Source organism: Polymorphum gilvum SL003B-26A1, from assembly GCF_000192745.1.
GTDB classification, from domain to species: Bacteria; Pseudomonadota; Alphaproteobacteria; order Rhizobiales; family Stappiaceae; genus Polymorphum; species Polymorphum gilvum.
Genome location: NC_015259.1, coordinates 298,833 through 322,010, shown reverse-complemented (window position 1 = coordinate 322,010; position 23,178 = coordinate 298,833). Strand labels below are relative to the sequence as shown.

Annotated in this window: 23 protein-coding genes; 19 read left to right on the top strand and 4 right to left on the bottom strand. The window is 65.9% G+C overall.

Going from position 1 to position 23,178, the window contains the following annotated elements; all coding sequences use genetic code 11:
* The first annotated feature begins 95 nt into the window (after window positions 1-95).
* Entirely contained in the window at window positions 96-614 is a 519-nt protein-coding gene (locus tag SL003B_RS01610) for an RrF2 family transcriptional regulator (RefSeq protein ID WP_083812018.1), read from the top strand.
* On the opposite strand, the gene SL003B_RS01605 is transcribed toward SL003B_RS01610, so the two are convergent.
* Both SL003B_RS01605 and SL003B_RS23165 read right to left on the bottom strand, forming a co-directional pair.
* Entirely contained in the window at window positions 595-939 is a 345-nt protein-coding gene (locus tag SL003B_RS01605) for a c-type cytochrome (protein ID WP_013651082.1), read from the bottom strand. The two genes, SL003B_RS01610 and SL003B_RS01605, sit on opposite strands and share 20 nt — an antisense overlap.
* A gap of 327 nt (window positions 940-1,266) precedes the next feature.
* Window positions 1,267-1,677 (bottom strand): TRAP transporter large permease subunit, encoded by a 411-nt coding sequence (locus SL003B_RS23165; protein ID WP_148259222.1) that lies wholly within the window; start codon window positions 1,675-1,677, stop codon window positions 1,267-1,269.
* 95 nt (window positions 1,678-1,772) lie between these two features.
* Between SL003B_RS23165 and SL003B_RS01600 the strand changes: the two genes are divergently transcribed.
* The 4 genes from SL003B_RS01600 to SL003B_RS01585 are packed head-to-tail and all read left to right on the top strand — an operon-like array spanning window position 1,773 to window position 4,655.
* A complete protein-coding gene (locus SL003B_RS01600; protein ID WP_013651081.1) occupies window positions 1,773-3,059 on the top strand; it encodes a site-specific integrase in 1,287 nt (428 codons plus the stop codon).
* 54 nt (window positions 3,060-3,113) lie between these two features.
* Window positions 3,114-3,503 carry a type II toxin-antitoxin system RelE/ParE family toxin gene (locus SL003B_RS01595; RefSeq protein WP_013651080.1) on the top strand — a complete coding sequence of 130 codons (390 nt, stop codon included), beginning with the start codon at window positions 3,114-3,116 and terminating at the stop codon, window positions 3,501-3,503.
* Entirely contained in the window at window positions 3,481-3,804 is a 324-nt protein-coding gene (locus SL003B_RS01590; protein WP_013651079.1) for a helix-turn-helix domain-containing protein, read from the top strand. The genes SL003B_RS01595 and SL003B_RS01590 overlap by 23 nt, the downstream gene beginning before the upstream one ends.
* A gap of 29 nt (window positions 3,805-3,833) precedes the next feature.
* Entirely contained in the window at window positions 3,834-4,655 is an 822-nt protein-coding gene (locus SL003B_RS01585; RefSeq protein ID WP_013651078.1) for a hypothetical protein, read from the top strand.
* Window positions 4,656-4,819: 164 nt separating this feature from the next.
* Here the strand turns inward: SL003B_RS01585 and SL003B_RS01580 are convergent, their stop codons facing one another.
* Window positions 4,820-7,273 carry an ATP-binding protein gene (locus SL003B_RS01580; protein ID WP_013651077.1) on the bottom strand — a complete coding sequence of 818 codons (2,454 nt, stop codon included), beginning with the start codon at window positions 7,271-7,273 and terminating at the stop codon, window positions 4,820-4,822.
* The gene (locus SL003B_RS23600; protein ID WP_169313676.1) at window positions 7,270-7,446 is read right to left on the bottom strand and encodes a hypothetical protein; all 177 of its coding nucleotides are present in this window, start codon (window positions 7,444-7,446) and stop codon (window positions 7,270-7,272) included. Before SL003B_RS23600 ends, SL003B_RS01580 begins: the two co-directional genes overlap by 4 nt.
* A gap of 288 nt (window positions 7,447-7,734) precedes the next feature.
* Here SL003B_RS23600 and SL003B_RS01575 point away from each other — a divergent pair, with 288 nt between their 5' ends.
* The 14 genes from SL003B_RS01575 (at window position 7,735) to SL003B_RS01510 (ending at window position 23,157) form a co-directional block, all read left to right on the top strand.
* Window positions 7,735-8,697, top strand: a complete 963-nt coding sequence (locus SL003B_RS01575) for an ArdC family protein (RefSeq protein WP_013651076.1) — start codon at window positions 7,735-7,737, stop codon at window positions 8,695-8,697.
* Between the two features lie 249 nt (window positions 8,698-8,946).
* Window positions 8,947-9,339 (top strand): A1S_2505 family phage non-structural protein, encoded by a 393-nt coding sequence (locus SL003B_RS01570; protein WP_013651075.1) that lies wholly within the window; start codon window positions 8,947-8,949, stop codon window positions 9,337-9,339.
* A complete protein-coding gene (locus SL003B_RS01565) occupies window positions 9,324-9,677 on the top strand; it encodes a hypothetical protein (RefSeq protein WP_242390310.1) in 354 nt (117 codons plus the stop codon). Before SL003B_RS01570 ends, SL003B_RS01565 begins: the two co-directional genes overlap by 16 nt.
* Window positions 9,678-9,783: 106 nt before the next feature.
* Window positions 9,784-11,910 (top strand): ParB/RepB/Spo0J family partition protein, encoded by a 2,127-nt coding sequence (locus tag SL003B_RS01560; RefSeq protein ID WP_013651073.1) that lies wholly within the window; start codon window positions 9,784-9,786, stop codon window positions 11,908-11,910.
* 98 nt (window positions 11,911-12,008) lie between these two features.
* A complete protein-coding gene (locus SL003B_RS01555) occupies window positions 12,009-12,275 on the top strand; it encodes a DUF6117 family protein (protein WP_013651072.1) in 267 nt (88 codons plus the stop codon).
* Window positions 12,272-12,571 (top strand): hypothetical protein, encoded by a 300-nt coding sequence (locus SL003B_RS01550; RefSeq protein WP_013651071.1) that lies wholly within the window; start codon window positions 12,272-12,274, stop codon window positions 12,569-12,571. Before SL003B_RS01555 ends, SL003B_RS01550 begins: the two co-directional genes overlap by 4 nt.
* A 91-nt stretch (window positions 12,572-12,662) precedes the next feature.
* Window positions 12,663-13,085, top strand: a complete 423-nt coding sequence (locus SL003B_RS01545) for an antirestriction protein (RefSeq protein WP_013651070.1) — start codon at window positions 12,663-12,665, stop codon at window positions 13,083-13,085.
* Window positions 13,086-13,250: 165 nt separating this feature from the next.
* Window positions 13,251-17,597, top strand: a complete 4,347-nt coding sequence (locus SL003B_RS01540; RefSeq protein ID WP_041375312.1) for a strawberry notch family protein — start codon at window positions 13,251-13,253, stop codon at window positions 17,595-17,597.
* On the top strand, window positions 17,597-18,634 hold the full coding sequence (locus SL003B_RS01535; protein WP_013651068.1) for a DUF7146 domain-containing protein: 1,038 nt from the start codon (window positions 17,597-17,599) through the stop codon (window positions 18,632-18,634). Before SL003B_RS01540 ends, SL003B_RS01535 begins: the two co-directional genes overlap by 1 nt.
* Before the next feature lie 329 nt (window positions 18,635-18,963).
* The gene (locus tag SL003B_RS01530) at window positions 18,964-19,902 is read left to right on the top strand and encodes a DUF2493 domain-containing protein (RefSeq protein WP_013651067.1); all 939 of its coding nucleotides are present in this window, start codon (window positions 18,964-18,966) and stop codon (window positions 19,900-19,902) included.
* A 176-nt stretch (window positions 19,903-20,078) separates the two neighbouring features.
* Complete coding sequence (locus tag SL003B_RS01525) at window positions 20,079-20,495, top strand: hypothetical protein (protein WP_013651066.1); 417 nt, start codon at window positions 20,079-20,081, stop codon at window positions 20,493-20,495.
* Window positions 20,496-21,210: 715 nt separating this feature from the next.
* Window positions 21,211-21,615 carry a single-stranded DNA-binding protein gene (locus SL003B_RS01520; protein WP_013651065.1) on the top strand — a complete coding sequence of 135 codons (405 nt, stop codon included), beginning with the start codon at window positions 21,211-21,213 and terminating at the stop codon, window positions 21,613-21,615.
* A gap of 561 nt (window positions 21,616-22,176) precedes the next feature.
* Window positions 22,177-22,551, top strand: coding sequence for a hypothetical protein (locus SL003B_RS01515; RefSeq protein ID WP_013651064.1), 375 nt, complete (start codon window positions 22,177-22,179; stop codon window positions 22,549-22,551).
* A 354-nt stretch (window positions 22,552-22,905) separates the two neighbouring features.
* Window positions 22,906-23,157: a helix-turn-helix domain-containing protein gene (locus SL003B_RS01510; protein ID WP_013651063.1), complete on the top strand. Its 252-nt coding sequence runs from the start codon at window positions 22,906-22,908 to the stop codon at window positions 23,155-23,157.
* Window positions 23,158-23,178: the final 21 nt, after the last annotated feature.

Below are 23,178 nucleotides of genomic sequence, written 5' to 3'. Positions count from 1 at the left end.
GTAATAGTTTTTAGACGCTTAGTTAAGAGGGGCACACGGATCAAAGGGAGTTTCTACGCAGAATACACACCTCACGATCCGAAAAATTTGCGGTTGTGCTCGACAGGCGCCGCTTCGGCGCGCGTTACATTGAGAGAAATGAAATGAAACTGGCACAACGTACCGATGTTGCCATTAGAATACTTATGACTTTAGCGGCCCTCCGAGACAAGACAGTGTCGATCGACACGATTGCCGACAGGTGCCGTACAGGAAGACCTCAGGTCGTCCATGTCGTGCAGATCCTGCGTAAACATGGTTACATAAAATCTGTTCAAGGCCGAAACGGCGGCATCTGGCTGGACAGGAATCCGGCGGAAATCTCGCTCGCCGAGATCGTGCATTTATTCGAGAGCGATCTCAATCTGGTCGAATGCTTCGAGCCGAAGCGCACATGCAGATGCACCCTCCAGGCCGCCTGCGGCTTTCGACGAACGCTCGATCGCGCCCTCCAGGCCTTCCTGGCCGAACTGGAAGCCACGACCATCGCCGACCTCGCCGGCGAGACCGCAGCCCTCCTGATGGTCGGCGACCGAGACGGCGCGGCAGCCTCCGTCAGCGTGCCAGCGACGTGATATAGGCGGTGAGATCCGAGATTTCCTGGTTCGACAGCGCCATGTCCGGCATCATCGGATGCGGGTCGGCGAGGAAGGTCGTCAGCTTCGCGTCGGTCATGTCCGGATTGCGCGCGATTTCGAAGAAGCTCGCCACCGCCGTGGTGCTAACCGTCGCCTGATCGTTGGCAACGAGGTGGCACGAGGCGCACCACTGCAGCGCCAGCCGGTGGCCGTTGTCGATGTCCGCTGCCGCCTGCGCAACCGGCATCGGCAGGATCCAGAGGGCTGAGCCCCCAGAACCGAGAAGGACGGCACCGGCTAGCAGCTTTTTAAGGACGGTCATCGGTCTCGAACTCCGGTTTCCTCTCGCGCTCCGACCGCATGGCGACCGGACGCACCGCCGCGCAGCGCTTGACGCCGGCCTAGATCAGCAGATCCGACCATACTATGGCAAGCCGTCCGGCACCCGTCCTTGTGGGGATCAAGCGCAGGATCCGTCGCGACACCCGGTCTCTGGCCCTGCCACGCTCCATGGTCCCTGCCGAAAGCCACCCGGCCGAAGACCTCCGGCTCGCGCCGGGGTGCGCCGCCCGAACCGCCCCTCGGCGACCGCAGCCTGCCGTGTCGGGCAGCCAGGTCGCCAGGCCCGGGAAGACGATCTGAAGACGATCTACAGCGCAAGACCGAGCAGCATCAGGATGACGAAGGGTGACGCACTCTTCACGACATCGGCCAGCGACGCGTTGGGAATGTCCTTGATCGCGAACAGGTTCATCCCCACTGGCGCCGTCATCATCGCCAGCTCGAGGGTGATCATCAGAAGCACGCTTTCCAGACCGGATCGATACCGAGGAGCCTCATCGCCGGCAGCAGGATCGCGGCACGAAAACCGAAAGGGCCGCGGACTTGGTGTCCACGGCCCTGGCGCCTTGCGGCGGAAACTGGAGCGGGCGAAGGGATTCGAACCCTCGACCCCAACCTTGGCAACTTCCCCGAGCTTCTTCGCTACGATATCCGTCTTTTCGCTAACATGCTGCGAAACAACAATAATACCTGATACTCTTGCGCCAGCCTTCGCCACGATATGCCGTCATTTTCGCAAAATCTGCTTACACAGTGCTTACACGCGTGCTAGAATCAATCCGTGTAAGCAAATTGATAGAGCGAGGGAGCGAAATGGCCAAGCTCACCAAGAAGGCGGTCGACGATCTCAAGGCCCCGGCATCGGGACAGGCATTCCTCTGGGATGGCGAATTGAAAGGCTTCGGCATCCGGGTCACGAAGGCCGGCGCGAAGACCTTCATTCTCCAGTACCGCAACGCGGCCGGCAAAAGCCGCCGCATCAACATCGGCCGCTACGGCGTCATGACGCTCGACAATGCCCGCGCCGAGGCCAAGATCAAGCTTGGCGCGATCGCGGCCGGCGAGGACCCTGCCGACATCGATGACGATCCTGACGGGCCGATGACGGTCGCCGCATTGTGCGACTGGTATCTCAGCGAAGCGGAGACCGGCCGTCTTCTCGGCCGGCGCAGGCGCCCGATCAAGGCCTCGTCGCTCGCGATGGACAAGAGCCGTATCGAGGCCCACATCAAGCCGCTGCTCGGCAAGCGCGTCGTCAGCAAGCTGAAACTCGGCGACATCGAGGGCGCGCAGGCCGACATAGCCGCTGGCAAGACGTCGAAGCCGCGAAAGGGATCGCGTGGCGGCGTGACCACCGGCGGGGAAGGCGTCGCCGGACGCACCATGTCGACGCTTCATTCGATCTTCGAGCACGCGGTCCGGCTCGGAAAGATCGAGAGCAATCCCGCCAAAGGCGTTCGGAAGATTGCAAGCACGCCCCGCGACCGGCGGCTCAGCCGCACCGAGATCGAGAAGCTCGGGAAGGCGATGCTGGCGGCCGAGGCCGAGGGCGAGCACCCGACCGGCCTCGCCGCCATCCGCTTCCTGCTGCTGACCGGCTTCCGCCGCATGGAAGGGCTCGGCCTTGAGCGCGCCTGGCTCGACGAGGAAGAGGGCGCCATCCGTTTTCCCGACACCAAGAGCGGCGCGCAGACCCGCGTCATCGGCGGGTCGGCGGTCGATCTTCTTCTGGCCCAGCCCAGGACGAGATCGCCCTTCTTCTTCCCGGCCGATTGGGGTGACGGACACTTCATCGGCGTGGTTCGCGTGTTCGATCGTGTCTGCGCGAGGGTCGGCCTCGCCGACGTGACGCTGCACGCGCTTCGCCATACCTTCGCGAGCGTCGCCGCCGATCTCGGCTTCTCGGAATTGACGATTGCCGCGCTTCTCGGCCATGCCGCGCGTGGCGTGACACAGCGCTACATCCATATCGACGAAGCGCTGAAACTCGCGGCCGACAAGGTGGCGAGCGAGATCGCCGCCATTCTCGACCAGACGGTGGCCGAACGGCCATCCCGCCGCGCCGCGCGCGAGGACCGCGCCCATGCGTCCGCCGCTTGAAAACCGTAGTCCCAAGGACTATACCTATAGGAGCTTGCGCGAGCGTCGTTCGGCATGACTGTCTTCGTCACGAAGGAGTTTGCCCGGTTCGCGCACAAGTTCCGCCTCTCGGCCGACAGGCTGCTTCGGGCGGCGGCGGAGGTGATGGACGGGCGATACGACGCCGACCTGGGCGGCGGCGTGTTCAAGCAGCGGGTCGCGCGCGAGGGCGGCGGCAAATCGGGCGGCTTTCGCACGATCGTCGTGTTCAGGGCTGGCGACCATAGCTTCTTCGTTCACGGCTTCGCCAAGAGCGACAAGGCGAACGTGTCGGCGAAGGAATTGAAGGCGCTCAGGCAGTTGGCGAATGTGCTGCTCGGGTTTTCGGACGTGGAGCTTCGTACTGCGCAAGGCGCCGGCGAACTGGTCGAGGTGGTGAGAAATGACGAAGAACAGGACGGCTGACAGCGGCATCCTCGCTTCCGTCCACAAGACGGCCGCCGGTCTGCACAAAGCCGGCTTGGTCGACAAGGCGACGATGCGTGAGTTCGACGCCATATGCCTTACGCCGGTCGAGCCTCTCAGCCCGGACGAGATCCGCGCGCTGCGCGAGCGCGAGCAGGTCTCGCAGCCGGTGTTCGCGCACTATCTGAACGTGCGGAAGGATGCCGTCAGCAAATGGGAGCGTGGCGAGAAACGTCCGGACGGGCCTTCTCTCAAACTGCTCAATCTGGTCAAGGCTAAGGGCCTGCAGGCTATCGCATAGACGATCACAGGATCGGGTTGGGGGGATGGATGCCGGACATATCGTGGGGACAGCTCTTCGTCGCTGCACTTGGCGGCGGCTTCACTGTCAAGGTCCTCGATATCGCCTACCAGGAATTCCGACATCGAAAGGCGCGGACCCTCAGCACAGAGGAACTTGTCGATCAACACTTAGGGCCGCTGCTTAAGTCAGCCGACGAACTTGTCGGAAAATTGCGATCCCTCGCCGAGGTCGACTTCAAGCCAGTCCATCGCGTTGTACCAGACGAAAAGTGCCTCGGGAATCACGAATTCGCAAGCCTCCTCTATCTCTTCGGGCGCTTCTGGGCGCGTGTGGAGCTTATCCGGCACAAGGGCCTGTCGGTGAGCATGGGGAAGGATAAACGCGGCGCCCAGTTGCAGAATTTTCTTGATTGCTTGGAATCGCGCAGGGTCCGCATCGTTGACCGCATTCTTCAGCGCGCTGTTGGCGAGGTGATAGTCCGCAATGACGAAACCCTGACTTTCGTGGAGTTCGTTCGGACGTTCGAGACGGATACCGCCTCCAGGCAATGGATCATGCCGCTCGCGAAATTCCTCTCTCGAACCGAACATACGACAGAGCGGCAGCGCCTACTGCAATATGGAGCTGTGCTGCATGCCCTGATCGACACGCTCGACAGCAAGCATCTGATCACGCGTGAACGACCGGCGTCTCCCAACAAACTGAGCAGCCGCTCTTGGGCTGACCTCAACTATCGGGTGTTCGGCGTGTACCTGAAATTCGTAGAAAACAAGCAGAAATACATCGGGCCGCCTAAGAAGGCGGCCCGGAAAAGGGGGAGGCAAGCCGTTGGGACTTTGGAGCCCTAGAGGCTCGGAACGTCCATTGGGTTGCCTTTATATCGTGGGCACCGGACGGTGCAACATCACGCAAATATATGCCGTTTGGTCCTTTAGCGCAAGGCGGCCCCGACGGTCCAACGCGACATTACGGTCAGGAAGTTGGCGCAAATCCGAGCCCGCTAAAGCGTAGTTCACTTCGGCTTCGCCTTGAGGTTCAGGCTCACACCGCTGCATTGGCAACGCAGGGAGTCAGGGCTGCCGCCGCGCGGCGTCACATAGAGCCATGTTTGGCAATCCTTGCACCGCAGGCACTCCAGCAGTTCCTTGAACGCCGTGACAACGGGCTCGAAATCCTTCTTCCCGAAGTTCGCCCACTCGTTGTAATGCACGGCCTTGTTCACGGCCCACTGCTCGACGTTGCTCGCCCCGCTGGAACCGGACAGTGTCGCCTTGCGCTCGAGTGCGGCCTCCTTCGCGGTCGTATTGCCCCACGATTGGGCCGCATCAGCAGCCTTTCCGTACAGATCCTTCGCACGCGAGAGGACGTTTGGCAGCAATTCGCCGAGGTCATAGTTGCCGTCCGCCCGAAAGATCGGCCGTGCTCCAAGGTGATCCGCGAGCTGGCGTGATGCGTATTCGAGATGGTGACGAAGCCCGTGGGCCGCCGTCTCGACTTTTCCCTTGGCGAGCGCGGCCGCGATCTCATCCCAGATATCCGCATTCGACTCGACAAGCGGGCCTGTGTCCACAGTCCAGCTATGGAACGCCAGGGAAGTTTTCGCGGTAACGAGCCCCGCCGACTTCATCTGCTCGGCCCACAGGCGATCATGCGTCGTGATGATGAACTGCGTGTCGGGGAAATGCGTCTTCAGCAGTTTGCAAAACTGATAGCGATGGCCCGAGTCGACCGACATCACCACATCGTCCAGCAGTGCAATCGTGAAGCTCTTTGCGAAGAGGCGCTTCATCAAGGCGAGGTAGAGACATACTCCCATGCCGTCCTGATGCCCTTCGCTGTGATAAGCGCCTGGCGGGAAAAGACCACGCTCATAGAAATTGACGTCGAAATCGAGCCGTCCCTCGCTCGGCGTCAGCTTCGCCGTGAACTTCGCCTCGTCGTCCTCATTGATCAGCCGGTAGAACGTGCTGAAATCGCCCTGAACGTCCTCATAGAGAGCATTCAGCTCCTGTTCCATGACGCGGCAATAGGCGTCGTAGGCAGCCTTCGCCGCGCTGCTGGCGGCCTTCGCAGTCTCGTTCCTCCGCATGGCGTCGCGATAGTCATTGAGACGAAGCTGCGCTGTCGTGAGAAATGTCTGCGCCTCGATCGCCGCGCTCTGGTCAGGCTTCGCGTCGACCTTGGCCGTCAGGGTGGCGAGCCTGGAAGGCATAGCTTCGGGCATTTTGGGCCATCCGCTGCCCAACCGCTCCTTCAAGCCGATCAGCCCGTCGAAATTCCCAAGGTGCCCCTTCAGCTCCTGAAGGTCAGTTCCCCATGCGGTTATGAGATCGGCCCCGGCCGCGTCGCCTTCCCCTTTGGAGATCCTCAGAGCCTGCCTGAGAAGACCGAGCAGGTTTTCCGCATGTGCGGTGAGGTTGCCGCCGTTCGTGAGAAGAGACGTCTGGAGTTTGCCGGCGTCCTCGGATTTTGAGAGCTTGGCCTTGAGATGCCCGAGCAGATGGTTCTCGTCAGGCCAGGGGTGATCGCATAGTGGGCACTCGGGACCGTCGACCAGTTCAAGCCCCTTCTCCACCAGCGACCGCCGCTGCAACGCCTGGAGCAGGGCGGGATCGCCCTCAAGCGTCGCGATATCGGAAAGGATCGCCGCTGCTTCCTCCTTCCCCATGTCCGCGAGGGAGCCGAGCATATCCGACAACGCCTGGAGATCGCGCAGCGCGGATTGCTTGTTGAACTCGGGCAGCTTGTCGGCGTCGGAAAGGCCTGCATCGAGCTGCGTGTCGGGCGTCAGCGCTTCGATCTTTGGCAGGCCGAGCGCTTCACGCTTTGGATTGACCGCGGCCAGCAGCTCGGCGGCGCCGAATACGGCAATCTGGAGATGCCTCTGCAGCGTGTCGCGGCTCGACTGCACCTGGCCGGTCGCAGATTTGAATCCGCTTTGCAGCTTGTTCTGCGCTGTATTGAGCGCGGCGCGAGTCTGTCCGATGCCGTCCAGCTTCAGGATCGCCTGGATTTCCTCGGAACGTTTTGTCGGCTCCACCAGAATGAAGCGAAGAATGTCGCGCCGCGCGAGCGTGATTTCGGGATGATCCGCGATCTCGGCGAGCGCCGCTTTCACATCTGCATCGGCAGGCTCAATCTTCGGCTTGCCCGGAGCAGATACCTTCCGCGTGATCGTCGCCGACTTGCCGAGAGCCGGAAGGAAAACCTTCAGCTCGACGAAGGCGGCGTCCGGGAACTTCACCTTGTCGACATGCGGGCCATGCTCGGAAACCGACAGGCTCTTCGTACCTCGCCCAGTAAGACGCCCGATCTCTCCGGTGAGGCCGAATTCTATCGCGTCAATGACACCGCTCTTGCCGGTTCCATTCGGACCGGAGATCGCGAAGGTTCCCTTTCCGAAGTCGATATCGAGCTTGCGGATTCCCCGGAACTCTTCGACGTGGGCGGTTTCGAGTTTGATCACTTCACTTCACCGCCAGCCGGGGTCGAGAAGATTTTTACGAAGTCGTCAGCCTTGATCTTCTTGTCGTCCGACAGCAGCTTTCTGATTTCTTCGATCTTATCGGAATCGACCTCCTTCGCCTCCTCAAGAGCTGAAATGAACTTCGTCGCAATGTCCTGCTGTAGCGTTGCCATGTAGCCCCATGTATTGCCCCCGGAATCGGCACGATTGTAGCGTAAAGTTGCTTCGCGGGAAGCTGCATACCTACAGCGGCGTCTGCCTTCTGAAATCCTGATCTCCGTGTTTGCGGTTTTCCGGTTTTGTGGGGGAAGGCCTTCCCCCTGGTCGGCACTGCGTTGCCGACGCACCCCTTCTGCGGGGAGACCCCGCAACGCCCCCTGTAGAGTGAGAGATCGGTCGGTTGGCCGTGACGGGTTGAGGGCTGGAGGAGAGGCTTCCGGCGCCCGTCGCGGAGAACCGCGATGTCCAGACATGACCGCACCATGCGCACCGGCCAGGACCGGGCGAACCTCTATGACGAAATCACCGGCAGGATCATCGCCGAGCTTGAGGCGGGCCGCTTCCCCTGGGTCCAGCCCTGGGGCACGTCGGCGGCGAAGGCTCCGCTCGGCCTGCCGAAGAACGCCAGCAGCGGCCGCAACTACAGCGGCATCAACATCCTGATCCTCTGGGGCGCCGTCGTTCAGCACGGCTTCCCCGGACAGGGCTGGCTCACATACCGGCAGGCCGCCGCGCTCGGCGGCAATGTCCGCAAGGGCGAGCGCGGCACCACCGTCGTCTACGCCGACCGCTTCGTGCCCGAAGACGAGAAGCGGCGCGCCCGCGAGACCGGCGAGGAGGCGCAGGCCATTCCGTTCCTGAAGCGCTTCACCGTCTTCAACACGGCGCAGTGCGAGGGCCTGCCCGACGACACCACGGTCACGGTCCCGCCGCCTCCGCCCGGTCTGATCGAGCCGAAGGTCGAGGCGCTTATCCGCGCGACCGGCATCGACTTCCGCATTGGCGGCGACAAGGCCTTCTATGTCCCCGCCGACGACTACGTGGTCGTGCCGCCGCCGCAGGCCTATTTCGAGCCGATCAATTGGCACCGCACCGCGCTGCATGAGATCGGGCACGCCAGCGGCCATCGCAGCCGCCTCAACCGCGACTTCTCCAGCTCCTTCGGCACGAAGAAATACGCCTTCGAGGAACTGATCGCCGAGATGTCGAGCGCCTTTTGCTGCGCCTCGCTCGGCATCGTGCCGACCGTGCGTCACGCCGATTACATCGGCTCCTGGCTCGACGTCCTTCGCGAGGATTCCCGCGCAGTCGTCCGCGCCGCCAGCCAGGCCAGCAAGGCCGCCGACTGGATCTTGTCCTTCCTGCCGGAAGACGACTCCGCCCCGGTCGCGGCCGAGCCCTCCATCGACAGGAGGGCGGCATGATCCTTCCGACGCACGAACCGCGCCGACCGCCGCTTGCCGATGGCCGCCAGCGCGACGTTGACCATGGCGCCGCCGCTCGCCACGCCGGTTACTTTTCCATCGTGCCGCCAGCCCCTCCGCAGAGCCAACGGCGTTGCCGTTCCCCTCACGGGTCGTCTTTTGCCGCCCGCCTCTGTGACCCTCCGGAGAGTCCTGGGGCCGCTCGGAGCCGTACCGCTCGCGGTGAACGGCAGCAGCCAGGAGGTCTCCATGCGTAGCTCGGCATCCATCGACCCCGTCTTCGTCTTCGGCTCCAATCTGGCGGGTCGCCACGGCAAGGGCGCGGCCCTCTGGGCTCGCCAGCACCGTGGCGCGATCTACGGCCAGGGCGTCGGGCCGCAGGGAGCCGCCTATGCGATCCCCACGAAGGACCGCCAGTTGCGCGTGCTGCCGCTGGCGACGATCCGCGGCCATGTCCACGACTTCCTCGGCCACGCCCGCCGCCGGGCGGACTTGCGCTTCGAGGTCACGCCCATCGGCTGCGGCCTCGCGGGCTATCGCCCGGACCAGATCGCGCCGATGTTCGCCGACGCACCCGCGAACGTCATCCTGCCGGACGCCTTCCGCGCGGTGCTGGTCGCGCGGGCATGGCGGTCGCCATGATGAACCGCGGCGCGCTGCGCGCCGCCCTGGCGCGCATGGAAACCAGCCTTGCCGACAGCCGGCGCAATCTCGCTCTGGCCGAAAACGCGGCGTCTCGCCGCGCCGAGACCGAGGCGATCCGGCGGCGGCCGAAGGCGAGGCACTATCATCGGCGGATGAGCCGGTGGACCGGCGCCGACGAGGCGGCGTATCGCCGCATTCTCGACGAGCTGCTGGAGGCGGTCGGTCCCGATCTCGACCGGCTCCGCCGCAGGATCGATCGGCAGGAGGCCGCCATCGAGGCGTTGCGCCGGAAATACCGGGTGAACGAGCCGCGGCCGTCGTTGCCCGTCTGGTGACGCGGTTCGTGCGTCGGCGTTCGAGAGTGAGAGAGGGGCTGGGGTTTTCGTGACGGGTTGATAGCGGAGAGAGAGGCTCTCGGCGCCCGTCGCGGAGTAGTCCACCATGGCAAAGGCTGCCAAGAAGATCACCCTCTCGCGCTCGCGCGACATTCCCTTCAACCAGCTCGAACGCAGCGCCTCCAATGTCCGGCGCATCAAGACGCCGGCCGCTGTGACGGAAATGGCCGAGGACATCGCCTATCGCGGTCTCCTCCAGAGCCTCAATGTCCGCCCGATCCTCGACGCCGATGGCAACGAGACGGGCCGGTTCGAGGTTCCGGCCGGCGAGACCCGCTACGACGCGCTGGAGCTGCTCGTGAAGCAGAAGCGCATGTCGAAGACCGAAGCCGTGCCCTGCGTGTGCCGCGATCCCAATAGCGGCATTCTCGCCGAGGACGACAGCCTCGCGGAGAACACGCTGCGCCGCGCGCTCCATCCGCTCGACGAGTTCCGCGCCTTCCTCGCCATGCGGGACAAGGGCATGTCGGAGGACGAGATCGCCTTCGCCCACCGCACCAGCAAGCGCGTCGTCGCTCAGCGGCTCGCGCTCGCGAAGGTTTCGCCCACGCTGCACGACGCCTTCGAGACCGGCGAGATGTCGCTGGCGGAGCTGGAGGCGTTCACCGCCCATCCCGACCATGCCCGGCAGGAACAGGTCTGGGACGCCCTTCAGCACTCCCATTTCCGCGAGACGTGGCGGATTCGCGAGATGCTGACCGAGACCAGCGTTCCCGCCTCCAACAAGCGCGCCCGGTTCGTCGGCCTCGACGCCTATGTCGCGGCCGGCGGGCCGGTCCTGCCGCGCTACCTGTTCGACGACGAGGAAGACGGCTGGCTGGATGACGTCGGACTGCTCGACCGCCTCGTGACCGAGAAGCTGCGGGCCGTCGCCGACGAGGTTGCGGCCGAGGGCTGGAAGTGGGTCGCCGTCGACGTCGAGCTGCCTTACGGCCACGACCACGGCCTGCGCGCCATCGCCGGCTCCTTCCCTGAACTCACCAGGAAGGAACGGCGCGAACGCGAGAAGCTGCGCAAGGAGCAGGAGCGGCTCGAGGCCGACCACGCCGGCTACGACGAGCTGCCCGCCGAGATCGACGAACGCCTCGGCGAGATCGAGAAGCAGCTCCGCGCCTTCGAGCGCCGCCCGGCCGTCTACGATCCGGCCGAGGTCGCCATCGCCGGCGTCTTCATCACCATCGACGAGGACGGCGAGCTGGTGGTCGATCGCGGTTGGGTCCGTCCCGAGGACGAGCCTACCGCGACCGTCGATGGCGACGCGCCGGACGCCGATGTCGACGACGGCGGCGATCGCGTTCAGCGCGCCGTCATCACGCTCGGCGGCGAGTCGGTCGAACCCGAGCCCGAGGAGGACGAGGAAACCATCAAGCCTCTCCCCGAACGGCTCGTGGCCGAGCTGACCGCGCACCGCACCGTGGCGCTGCGCGATGCGGTTGGCGCCAACCCGCACGTCGCCATGACGGCGCTGCTGCACAAGCTGGTCCGCGACACCTTCAAGCGGAACACCAGCGGCGCCGCCGTTCAGGTCTCGGTTCTCGCGGTCTATTGCCGCGAGCAGGGCATCGACCTCAAGCACAGCCCCTACGCGACGTCCGTCGATGAGCGGGGCGCTGGCTGGGCGGCCGATCTGCCGGCCGACGACGACGCGCTGTGGGACTGGCTCGACGCGCTCGACGACGCCAGCCGCATGGCGCTGCTCGCCCATTGCGTCTCGTTCGGCATCAACGCCCTCTACGAGCGGCCGAATCCCCATAGCGCCATGGGCATCTCCGAGTACGGGCTGCGCCGTCGCATGGCGGAGGCGGACCGGCTTCAGCGCGCGACCGGGCTCGACATGGTGGAAGCCGGCTTCCGGCCCACCGTCGCCAACTATCTCGGCCGCGTCACCAAGCCGAGAATCCTCGAAGCGGTGCATGAGGCCCTCGGCGAGGAAAAGGCGCGCCTGATCGACCATCTGAAGAAGGACGACATGGCGCGCGAGGCCGAGCGCCTCCTGGCCGACACCGGCTGGCTCCCCGAACCGCTGCGCCTCGTCGCCGAGGAGCCGGCCGTCGACGCCTCGCCCGAGGCCGACGGGGAGGACGTGGCGCTGCCCGACTTCCTCGCCGGCGACGCCGAGGAGGAAGCGGCCGACGCCGACGACGACCCGGCGGTTCTCGTCGCCGCGGAATAGTCCGCGCTCGCGGGGCGGCTCCGGCCGCTCCGCTTGCCCGTCCCTTCCATCCCAAGGCCCGGCGCTCGCCAGGCCTTCTTCGTTTCAGGAGAAAACCCATGGCCATTCCCGACCATGCCCGCGCCAACTTCAACACGCTGCTGCGCGCCGCCGGCGACGGCAATCTCGCGCTCATGGAGTGCATGGATGCCGTCACCGGCGAGCGGCGCTACGTCCTTTGCGCCGTAGGCCGCGACGGCTCGGACTACGTGTTCACGCCGTTCGGCCATCTCGCGGACGGCGACCCCTACGACGCCTACCTGCCGCCCGATCCCGACGACCCGAACGGCTTCATGCCCAAGCCGGAGGGAGGACCCGCGCCATGATCACCGTCGAGGAAATCTTCGCCGCCGATCTGCGTTGCCCTCCCTCTGAGCGCTCGCTGCCCTGGCATGAGACCCGCGATGGCGTCACCGTCATCGTCGAGCCGAAGCCGCATTGGGCCGCCGACATGGCGGCCTTCCGCCTCGGCGACCGGGCCTATGGCTACTACGCCGACTGGATCGAGCACGGCCCCGCCGCACGGTTCTTCGATCATCCCGAAACGCGCGGCGAGGACGTGATGACGAGGGCGCGAACCATGCTCGCCCGCGAAATCGCGCAGGGCCTGTGGAGGCTCTGAGAGACAGAGGGCTGTCGGGCCGGGATGGGTCCGGACAGGTGAAGAGAGAGCCGTCCGGACCTGTCCTTTCCTCTCTCCGGAGCACCAGGCCATGACAACCGAAACCACCACGCGCGATGCCGCGACGATCGTTCCGGACGACCGCCGCGAAATGTTCCTGCCGAACCTGTTCGGCATGCGGCTGCTGATCGTCGCGGAGAACACCGTCTACCATGTGATGGAGCGGCTCAGCCCCTACGACTATGGCGGCGGCTTCTGGGATTTCTATGAGCACAGGGGCCGACCGCTCTTCCTGGCGCCGGCGTCGCGATCGCCTATGCGGATCGAAAGCGGCCTCACGGAATTCCAAGGCGAGGTCTCGGCCGAGGCCGCCGGCATCATCGCGACGCTCCTCGTTCTCTCGAACCTCTCCGTCCGCCACGAGTCCGACCATCTGGCGGAAGGCTATCATCGCCTCCTCGCCTATTCGGGCGGACATCCCGAGGCCTCGGCGATCCTCGCGGCCATCGACTGATTGACACAAGCGCCCCTCCGCATGGCGGGGCGCTTTTTTCATGCCCGCATCGCCGCCGTGACCGGCGGCGAGAGGGAGAGCCGGGCCGGGACGGATTTGAGCCGGTGCGGTCGAGAGAGAGCGCTGCGCGGCTCGATCCCGTCCCGCTCTCCCGAGGTTCTCGATATGACTCCGATCTCCGAATCCGCAGCGGCGTCCGCCGCCGCGCCGCTTCCGCTCGCCGTCGCGCCCGACAACGCCGCCGCCGTCTTCGCCGCGGCCCAGCTCCTCCTTCCCCATCTCGAACGCGGCCAGCGCGTCGATGCCGCCGCGCTGCGCGTCGCCATGGAATCGGCGTTCGGCGCGTCCGACGCCATCGGCGCCTGGGACTGGAAGACCGCCTATGACGCCTGCGAGGCGGCGTCCGTCCTCTTCCTGCGCAAATACGGAAAGGCGCTTTTCCGGAAAGCCGGCTCGCCGTCCGAGCGTCTGCCGCAGCTCGGCAAGATCGCCGGCCTGCTGCCGACGCACACGCGCCGCTCCGAGGAGGCGCAGGCCTTCCAGCAGTTCTCGACGCCGATCCCGCTCGGGCTCGCCGCCGTCACCGCCGCGGCGATAACATCGGCCGACCGCGTGCTGGAGCCCTCGGCCGGCACCGGGCTTCTCGCCATCCTGGCCGAGATCGCCGGCGGGACGCTCGTGCTCAACGAGCTGGCCGACACGCGCGCCGGGCTTCTCTCCCTTCTCTTTCCAGCCTTGTCCGTCACCCGTTTCGACGCGGCCCAGATCGACGACCATCTCGATCCGGCCGCGATCCCGACCGTGGTGCTGATGAACCCGCCATTCTCGGTCATGGCGAATGTCGAGGGCCGGATGGCCGATGCCGCCTTCCGCCATGTCGCCTCGGCGCTGGCGCGCCTTGCGCCGGGCGGCCGGCTCGTGGCGATCACCGGGGCCAATTTCGCGCCCGACGCGCCGGCCTGGTCCTCGGCCTACGCCCGTCTGCAGGAACGCGGCCGCGTCGTCTTCTCCGCCGCGATCGACGGCTCGGTCTACGCCAAGCACGGCACGACGGTCGCCACGCGGCTCACCGTGATCGACAAGCTGCCCGCCGACGATCCGTCCGTCTTTCCGGCAGCTCCCGGCGTCGCCCCGGACGTCGCCTCGCTGCTCGGCTGGCTCGCCGAGCATGTGCCGGCCCGGCTCCCGGTCGATCCCTCCGTCGCCGTTCCCGCCGCCGCGCACGAAGCACCCCGCACTGTGTTTGGCTATCTGAAGCGGGCCGCGAAGATCGCGCCCGCCGTCGCCTCCGCCGAGCCGGACGGCGTGCCGCTCGACTACGAGACCGTAGACTGGCGTGCGGCGGAGGGCGGCCGCCTCTCCGATTCCATCTATGAGGACTACACCCTTCAGGCGATCCGTATCGCCGGGTCCCGGGCCCATCCGACGCCGCTCGTCCAGTCGGCGGCGATGGCCTCGGTCGCCCCGCCGCGGCCGAGCTATCGCCCATGCCTGCCGGACAACATCCGCGACCTGCTGTCCGAGGCGCAGTTGGAGACGGTCATCTATGCCGGCGAGGCGCATAGCGATCATCTCGCCGGCGACTGGACCGTCGACAAGACCTTCGATGTCGTCAAGGCCGCCCCCGAAGGCACGCCGGGGGCCGTCCGCTTCCGGCGCGGCTTCTTCGTCGGCGATGGCACCGGCGTCGGCAAGGGGCGCGAGAACGCTGCCATCATCCTCGATAATTGGCTCCGAGGCCGCCGCAAGGCGGTGTGGATCAGCAAGTCGGACAAGCTGCTGCTCGCCGCGCAGCGTGACTGGAGCGCGCTCGGCATGGAGCGCCTGCTGGTCACGCCGCTGTCGCGCTTCCCGCAGGGCACGGCCATCGCCCACCCGGAAGGCGTCCTATTTACAACCTATGCCACGCTACGCTCCGACGACCGTGGCGAGAGGGTTTCCAGGGTCAAGCAGATCGTCGAATGGTTGGGCTCCGATTTCGATGGAGTGATCATTTTCGACGAGGCGCACGAGATGGCGAACGCCGCCGGCGGCAAAAGCGAGAGGGGCGATGTCGCTGCCTCGCAGCAGGGGCGCGCAGGCCTCAGACTCCAGCACGCGCTTCCGAACGCGCGCATCGTCTACGCCTCGGCCACCGGCGCCTCCTCGGTCCACAACCTCGCCTATGCCCACCGCCTCGGCCTCTGGGGCAGCGAGGACTTCCCCTTCGCCACCAGGGCCGAGTTCGTGGAGGCGATCGAGGACGGCGGCGTCGCGGCGATGGAGGTGCTGGCGCGCGACCTCAAGGCGCTCGGCCTCTATTCGGCGCGGACGCTTTCCTTCGCCGGCGTCGAATACGAGCTGTTCGAGCACGAGCTGACGCCCGAGCAGCACCGCATCTACAATTCCTATGCCGACGCCTTCGCGATCATCCATAACAATCTGGATGCCGCAATGCAGGCCGCCAACGTGACCGGCAGCACCGGCACGCTGAACCGGCAGGCGAAGTCGGCCGCGCGCAGCGCTTTCGAGTCGGCCAAGCAGCGGTTCTTCAACCACCTCCTGACCGGCATGATGACGCCGACGCTGATCCGCTCGATAGAGCGCGATCTTGCCGAGGGTCATTCCTCGGTGATCCAGATCGTCTCGACCGGGGAAGCACTCATGGAGCGCCGCCTCGCCGAGCTGCCGACCGAGGAATGGAACGACGTCCGCGTCGACATCACGCCTCGGGAATATGTGCTCGACTACCTCAAGCACTCCTTCCCGATCCAGCTCTACGAGCCCTATACGGACTCGCAGGGCAAGATGTCGTCGCGGCCGGTCTACCGGGACGGCCAGCCCGTCGAGAGCCGCGAAGCGGTCCTTCGCCGTGACGAGCTGATCGCCAAGCTCGCCAGCCTCGCGCCCGTCCCCGGCGCGCTCGACCAGATCATCCAGCATTTCGGCACGGAAGTCGTGGCCGAGGCCACCGGGCGGTCCCGCCGCATCGTGCGCAAGCGCGGCGAGAACGGCAGGCCCGACCGCCTCGTCGTCGAGACCCGCGCGCCCTCGGCGAACCTCGTCGACGCTCAGGCCTTCATGGACGACGCGAAGCGCGTGCTGATCTTCTCCGAGGCCGGTGGGACCGGCGAGAGCTACCACGCCGATCTCGACGCGAAGAACCAGCGCCTTCGCATGCACTACCTGCTGGAAGCCGGCTTCAAGGCCAAGCCCGCCGTCCAGGGCATCGGCCGCACGCACCGGACGCACCAGAAGCAGCCTCCGTGCTTCCGGCCCGGCGCGATCAACGTCCCGGCGCAGAAGCGCTTCCAGAGCACCATCGCCCGGCATCTCGATTCCCTCGGCGCGATCACGCGCGGCCAGAGGCAGACGGGCGGACAGGGCCTGTTCCGCCCCGAGGACAATCTTGAGAACGCCTATGCACGCGACGCGCTGCGCCAGCTCTACCTGCTGATCGTGGCCGGCAAGATCGAGGGATGCTCGCTCGACCGCTTCGAGTCCTCCACCGGCCTCAAGCTCATGGACTCGACCGGCATCAAGGACGATCTCCCCGGCATCACGACCTTCCTGAACCGGATGCTGGCGCTCAGGATCGAGTTGCAGGGCATCCTCTTCACGGCGTTCGAGCGGCTGCTGAACGCCCGCATCGAGGGCGCGATCGCCGCCGGCACCTACGACATGGCGCTGGAAACGCTGCGCGCCGAGAGCTTCGTCGTCACCGACCGGAAGACGATCTACACCCATCCGGGCACCGGCGCGGAAACGCGGCTCCTCACCATCGCCGAGCGCAGGCGCAACCAGCCGGTCACGCTCGATGACGCGCTCGGCGAACTCCGCGATCCGCGCGCCCGGCTCCTGATCAACGAGCGCTCGCGCCGCGTCGCCGTCCAAATTCCGGCGACGAGCGTCATGCTCGACGACGGCCAGATCGAGCGGCGCATCCGCCTCATCCGGCCGATGGAGGCGCACAACATGCCGCTCAGGCTGCTGAGCGAGACCCATTGGGTCGAAGCCGACCGCGACGTGTTCGCAGCCGCCTGGGATGCCGAGAGCGCGGACGTGCCAGCGTTCTCGGACGCGACGCTGCACATCGTCAGCGGCATCCTGCTGCCGATCTGGAAGCGGCTGCCGAACGAATCGACGCGCGTCTATCGTCTCCAGACCGACGAGGGCGAGCGCATCATCGGCCGCAGGGTCTCGCCCGCCTGGGCTTCGACCGCGACCGAGACCGGCTCCTCGTCGCTCACGCCGGAGGCCGCCTTCGCCGCGCTGGTCGACGGCTCGACCATGCTCGACCTCGCCGAGGGCCTCCAGCTTCGCCGGGTCCGCGTCATGGGCGGCTATCGCATCGAGCTGTCGGGCTTCACCGACACGATGCGCGAGCGCCTGACCGCCTACGGTCTCTTCCACGAGATCATCTCCTACAAGCTCAGGATGTTCGTGCCGACCGACGCCGGGGGCGTCGAGGTCGTGACGAGGATTCTCGACCGTTGGCCGGTCGAGCGCATCTCCGAGCGGGAGGCTGCGTGATGGCCCGTCTCGACGCCTCGGAACTCTCGATCCGTCTCGGCCGGCAGGCCGAGGTGGTCTGCCGCCATTATCTGTCGTCGGGCAAACGTGACGGGCGCTACTGGCGCGTCGGCGACGTGCAGAACAGCCCCGGCGGATCGATGTATGTCCGCCTTTCCGGTCCGGAGACCGGCAAGGGCGCGGCCGGTCGCTGGACCGACGCGGCGACGGGCGAGCATGGCGATCTCCTCGACGTCATCCGCGAAACGCTCGGCCTGGTCGACTTCGGGGACGTCGCCAAGGAAGCGCGGCGGTTCCTCGCGCTTCCCCATCCCGCGCCGAAGAAGACGCCGACCGGCAGGACCTCCGGCATCGCGATCGGTTCGCCCGAAGCGTCGCGTCGCCTCTTCGGGATGTCGCAGCCGATCGGCGGCACGCTTGCGGAAGTCTACCTCAACGGACGGGCGATCGCGCCCGTCATCGGCCTCACCGCGCTGCGCTACCATCCGATGTGCTACTACCGGCCGGACGAGCATTCGCCCACCGAGATATGGCCGGCGATGGTCGCATCCATCACCGACCTCGACGGCAGGCAGACCGGCGCGCATCGCACCTGGCTCGCCCCGGACGGCTCCGGCAAGGCTCCGATCGATACACCGCGCCGGGCGATGGGAGACCTTCTCGGGCACGGCGTCCGCTTCGGCGTCGCCGGCGAGGTGCTCGCCGCGGGCGAAGGCATCGAGACCGTGCTGTCGCCCCGCATGGTCCTGCCCCGCATGCCGATGCTGGCGGCGACCTCGGCGGCTCACCTCGCCGCCATCCTGTTCCCGGCGACCTTGCGCAGGCTCTATGTGCTCAGGGATCTCGACCCGGCCGGTGACGCGGCGAGAGACGGCCTGGTCGCCAGAGCGTCGAGCGTCGGGATCGAGGTGGTTTCGGTGTCCCCGAAGCGCGAGGACTTCAACGAGGATCTGCGACTGGGCGGCGTCGATGCCCTTCGGGCGGCCCTGACGGAACAGCTTCGCCCCGAGGACGTCAGCCGGTTCATGGAGGCATGACGGGATCGGCGGGCGACGAGGCGCGGGAGGCGTCTCCACCTGCCGTCATCGCTCACCACCGCAAGCACCCTTCGATGTCGTGGAGAGAGGCGCCCACGGCCTTCTGAGAGGGCGATCGGCCCACAAACGGGACGGCCGGGCAATGGCGCGGCGCGGTCGGCTATTTTCCGCCGGCGGGACGAGCCCGCCTTTGCATCGCGAAGCAAAATGGCCGGCTTGGCCATCAAGGCCCTCGCGAGAGGGCGAGGGCTGCCAGGCCGTCCCGCCCGTGGGCTTCGACGCCTGCGAAGGCCGCGATGGGCGCGGTCTCCAGACGAAGGATGCTCCCGATGATGAACGAAGACGATACCGCAGGTTTCGAGCCGGTCCACGCCTCGTCCCCCACCGATCATGTCCTCCATGAACTCCAGCTCTACGGCTGGCGCCCCTTCGAGGACGAACCCGATCCGAGGCCGCTTCCCGAGGGCAACGCCGTCGCCGCAGCCGTCGCAGACATCTTCGACGCCCTCGTCGCCACGCTCGGCGACACGCGCCTCGAACCCGACCTCGACGAATTGCTCTGGGGGACCGTCAATCTCTTCCACCGCGCCATCGGCCGGGTGGAGCGCGAGCTTGACGACAACGAGCGGGCGCAGCGCCGCCTCCAGAGCGAACAGGACGGCAGCGAGGTTCGCTCCGTCGAGCTGGAGCGCCGCACGGCCGAGGGCCAGACCATGATCGAGCGGCGCAACAGCATGGAACTCTTCCGCGATGTCGCCGCGGAGGCGTTCGAGCACCACACCGGCAGCGCCTGGCGGCCGCGCACCGGCTCGAAGGTCAGCCATCGCAACCTGACCGCCGCGATGATCGACTCCAGAGACTTCCTCGCAGCGCGGGTCCGGGCCGAGACCGAGGTGATGCTACCCGCCGGTCCGAAGGTCGCCGTCTCGGGCGGGACGGACTTCAACGATCACCGCCTGATCTGGGCGAAGCTCGACCAGTCCCTGGAGAAGCACTCCGATATGGTCCTCATCCACGGCGCGGCGAAGACGGGCGCCGAGAAGATCGCCGCCGATTGGGCCGCCAACCGCAAGGTGCCGCAGGTCGCCTTCGAGCCGAACTTCAAGAAGTATTCGGCGAAGCAGGCGCCCTTCAAGCGCAACGATGCGATGCTGGAGGTCCTGCCGATCGGCGTCCTCGTCTTCGGCGGCGGCGGGATTCAGTCGAACCTCTACGACAAGGCCCGCGAACTTGGCATCCCGGCCCTGAAGTACGACGGCGGCGCGTAAGCGCCGCCTCTTCCTCATTCCATCGGCGGAGCTTCGCTCCGCTTTACTTGACGCGAGGCAGGCTCATGCGGTCAAATACATCATCCTTGCAGCACCGGCGAAGAAGCATAGTCGCAGGCGGAGCGTAACCATCGGCAGCCTGTCGTGATCCCTGAACCGTTTGTTTGGAGGCATCCATGACGCTGATCCTGCTCGCCATCTCGCTGTCGATCGCGCTGTGCGTGATCGCGTTCAAGTTCGCGATCTACGCGCTGCCCTTCTGGATGGGCTTGAGCGCTTTCCGCTTCGTCTACGCCATGGAGGCCGGCCTTTTCCTTTCCGGCCTTGCTGCCGCGGCTGCCGCGCTCCTGTCGATCGGGCTCGTGATCGCCGTGCTCGCCATCGCGAAGAATCCGATCCTGCGCCTTGCCGCGCTCGGCGTCTTCGCGGTTCCGGCTGTGATCGCGGGCTATGCGCTCGTCCACGGCGTCACGCATGACGTCATCGAGTCGGCGGTCGCGCTCAACCTGCTCTGCGGCGCGAGCGGCCTGATCGTCGGCATCGCCGCGATGGTCAATCTCAACGCTGTCGGCGAGACGGTGCTGTCGGCCTGACCACCTGCGGGCCGCGATCGCCGGCTCCCCGAAAGAACACGCGGCGGCGTGCGCCGCTGGAGCTTCGGCCGCCCGCTCAGAAGGGAATGTCGTCGTCGTAATGGGGCGCTTGCGGTCAGCATTCTTCGTCTGCCTCGCCCGGCTCAGGAAATCGGGTGTAGGGACGAAGATCGCGACGCCGAGACGATTGTTACCCGCTGGCGGCGTCCACTCCCTATTGCGGACGCACCCGCGCGAACCTTCATTCTCCTGACATCGGCAATCCACCCGGATCGGCCTTCCGCCCTCGAAGCGGATGACGGGCCATTCGGCATCGTTGACAAGAGAGCCGCCTCACGACGTCCCGGCAAGCCTGTCCGGGTGCGTGGAACAGGTGGCCGTGAAGGAGGAGTGACGCGGGCGGCGGTCTGCATTGGCGCGGTTGGGGTCGCTGGCGGGATGTTGCCGCGAATGCCGAAGGTCCTGCTGTGCGTCCCCGTTCGACGCTTCTCAGAAAAACCAATCCCTCCGACTGACTGATCCCCTAAGTCCGTTCGGTTTCCGGCCGCAACCCACGCGGCTCCGGACCGTGTTGCCGCGCAAGCGCGGCTGCCCGCCCCACTCCGGGCCTAATGGGCGAGCTGCCAGCGAGCAGGCAGTTGCAGGCGTCTCCCGCCGGCCTTGGCCGGGTCTCGTCGGAGGGATGGTCCCTCCGAGGAAGCAACGGAGACTTACAATGCAGAACATCGTCATTCTCGCCGGCAACCTTGGCCTGGACCCCGAGAGCCGCACCACCCAGGGCGGCACCCGCATCACCCACTTCACGCTGGCCACCTCGCGCCCCCGATACAAGGACGGCAAGGTTGTCCGGGACGAGAAGGGCCGCCGGGTCAACGACACCGAATGGCACCGGATCACCGCCTTCAACGGCCTCGGCAAGACGATCCAGCAGTATTGCGAGGTGGGCATGAAGGTTCTGGTTCGCGGCCGCATCCACTACACGAAGTGGAAGGACCAGCAGGGGGTCGATCGCTACGGGTGCGAGATCATCGCCGAGACCGTCGATTTCCTGAGCCGGGCGAAGCAGACCGAAAACGACGACGCCGGCCAGTCGGATTACGACGACGATATCCCGTTCTGAGCGGGCGGTCGAAAGGCCCGGCGGCGCAAGCCGCCGGGTTCTTCCATGTTCGCGGCGGATCTCGGCCCGAAGACAATTGTCGGCCTGGACCGCACGCGCTCGGCGCGGCGGTCCATCTTCTTCGTCGGAGCATCGGGTTGTCCCAGAAAGCGGGTCCCACTTTCTGGCCCGATGCTCCTGTGATGAAAGGGGGGCAGGGCCGCCCCTCTCAATCTCACCCCATGAAGGCGGGGCGCGGCCCCTCCTTCAAACATCCTCCCTCCTTCAAACATCCTCCCATGGAAGGGGGTGTCACACCCCCCTTCCAAACCTTCCCCATCTCTATTCGGACACGGCGTCTGGTCGACGCCGTGGCTACTCCTCTCTCTCTGACTGCGCATTGTACGCCAGCCCATCCGGCGTCAAGGACTGCGCGGCCCCTCCAATTTTCCTCCGCCGGCCTATGGCCGACTCCACAAAATCGGTTCCTCCGCTTGCCGCACGGCGGCCGCGTTCCGCGGTCCCTGACCCCCGCTGGGCTACAGCGTGGACACCTTTCGTCAGAAACGAAAGGAGACTTCAATGACACATCGCAAGATCATCACCATCGACGGCGGCAGCGCCGAATACTGGAGGAAGCGGAAGGAAGGCTTCCGCCTCATCCATGCAGCGGAACGCGCCGAGAAGCGACTGGCGGATGCGCCAATGTACCTTCACGGCGGTTACGATGAAGATGGCGACGTCGTCCCGATCGAAAACCTCGGACCCTGGGACGACATGGAGGTCGCGATCCGGGCGATCGAGGCCGACGAGACCGCGGTGAGCATCCTCGTCGCGCAGGGCCGCACCAAAATCGGCGACTACGAGATCAGAGCGGTAGCCCGCGAATTGGCGTCCGACGACGGACACATCGAGGACCCCGCGAGCAACCCGCTCTGGGGACCCGACACCGACTGAGGTCCAGGCGAGAGGCGGCCACGGCCGCCTCTCGCCTTTATCTCCGTGTCGGGAGCCAGGGCAGCCGGCTCGACCGGCTGCCCTGGCTTATGAAAGGGGGGCAAGCCCCTCCTTCAAACATCCTCCCATTGGGAAAGGGGACGGTTCCCTCCTCCCTTTCCCCAAACCCCTATCCCTCTCCCGGCAGCCGAGGCGCCCGGCCGGCCCGCGACGGGGCGGGCGACCGAATCGGTTTTGCGCCGGATAAGCTTCGTCCGTGCATTTCAGCCGATTATGGCTAGCCCTTCACACCAAGAACGACTAAAATAGCCGTAGTTCTGGCGTGCGCATTCGTGACTGTGGAGGTGATCATGCATGATCACCGCCCGACAGTCGCGGGCCGCACGCGCGTTGCTCGGTTGGACGCAGGAGACGCTCGCTGACAAGGCCCAGGTATCGCTGACCGCGCTCAAGCGCCTTGAATCCGAGAGCGGGCTCAAGGTGTTCGAAACCACGCGCGATCAGGTGCGCCGGGCTCTCGAAGGCAACGGCATCATGTTTCTAAGCACCGAGCAGGGCGAGGGTCTTATGCTTGTTCGACCAAAACAACATCGCGACAATTATTGATGCCGGTATTTTCATACAGTC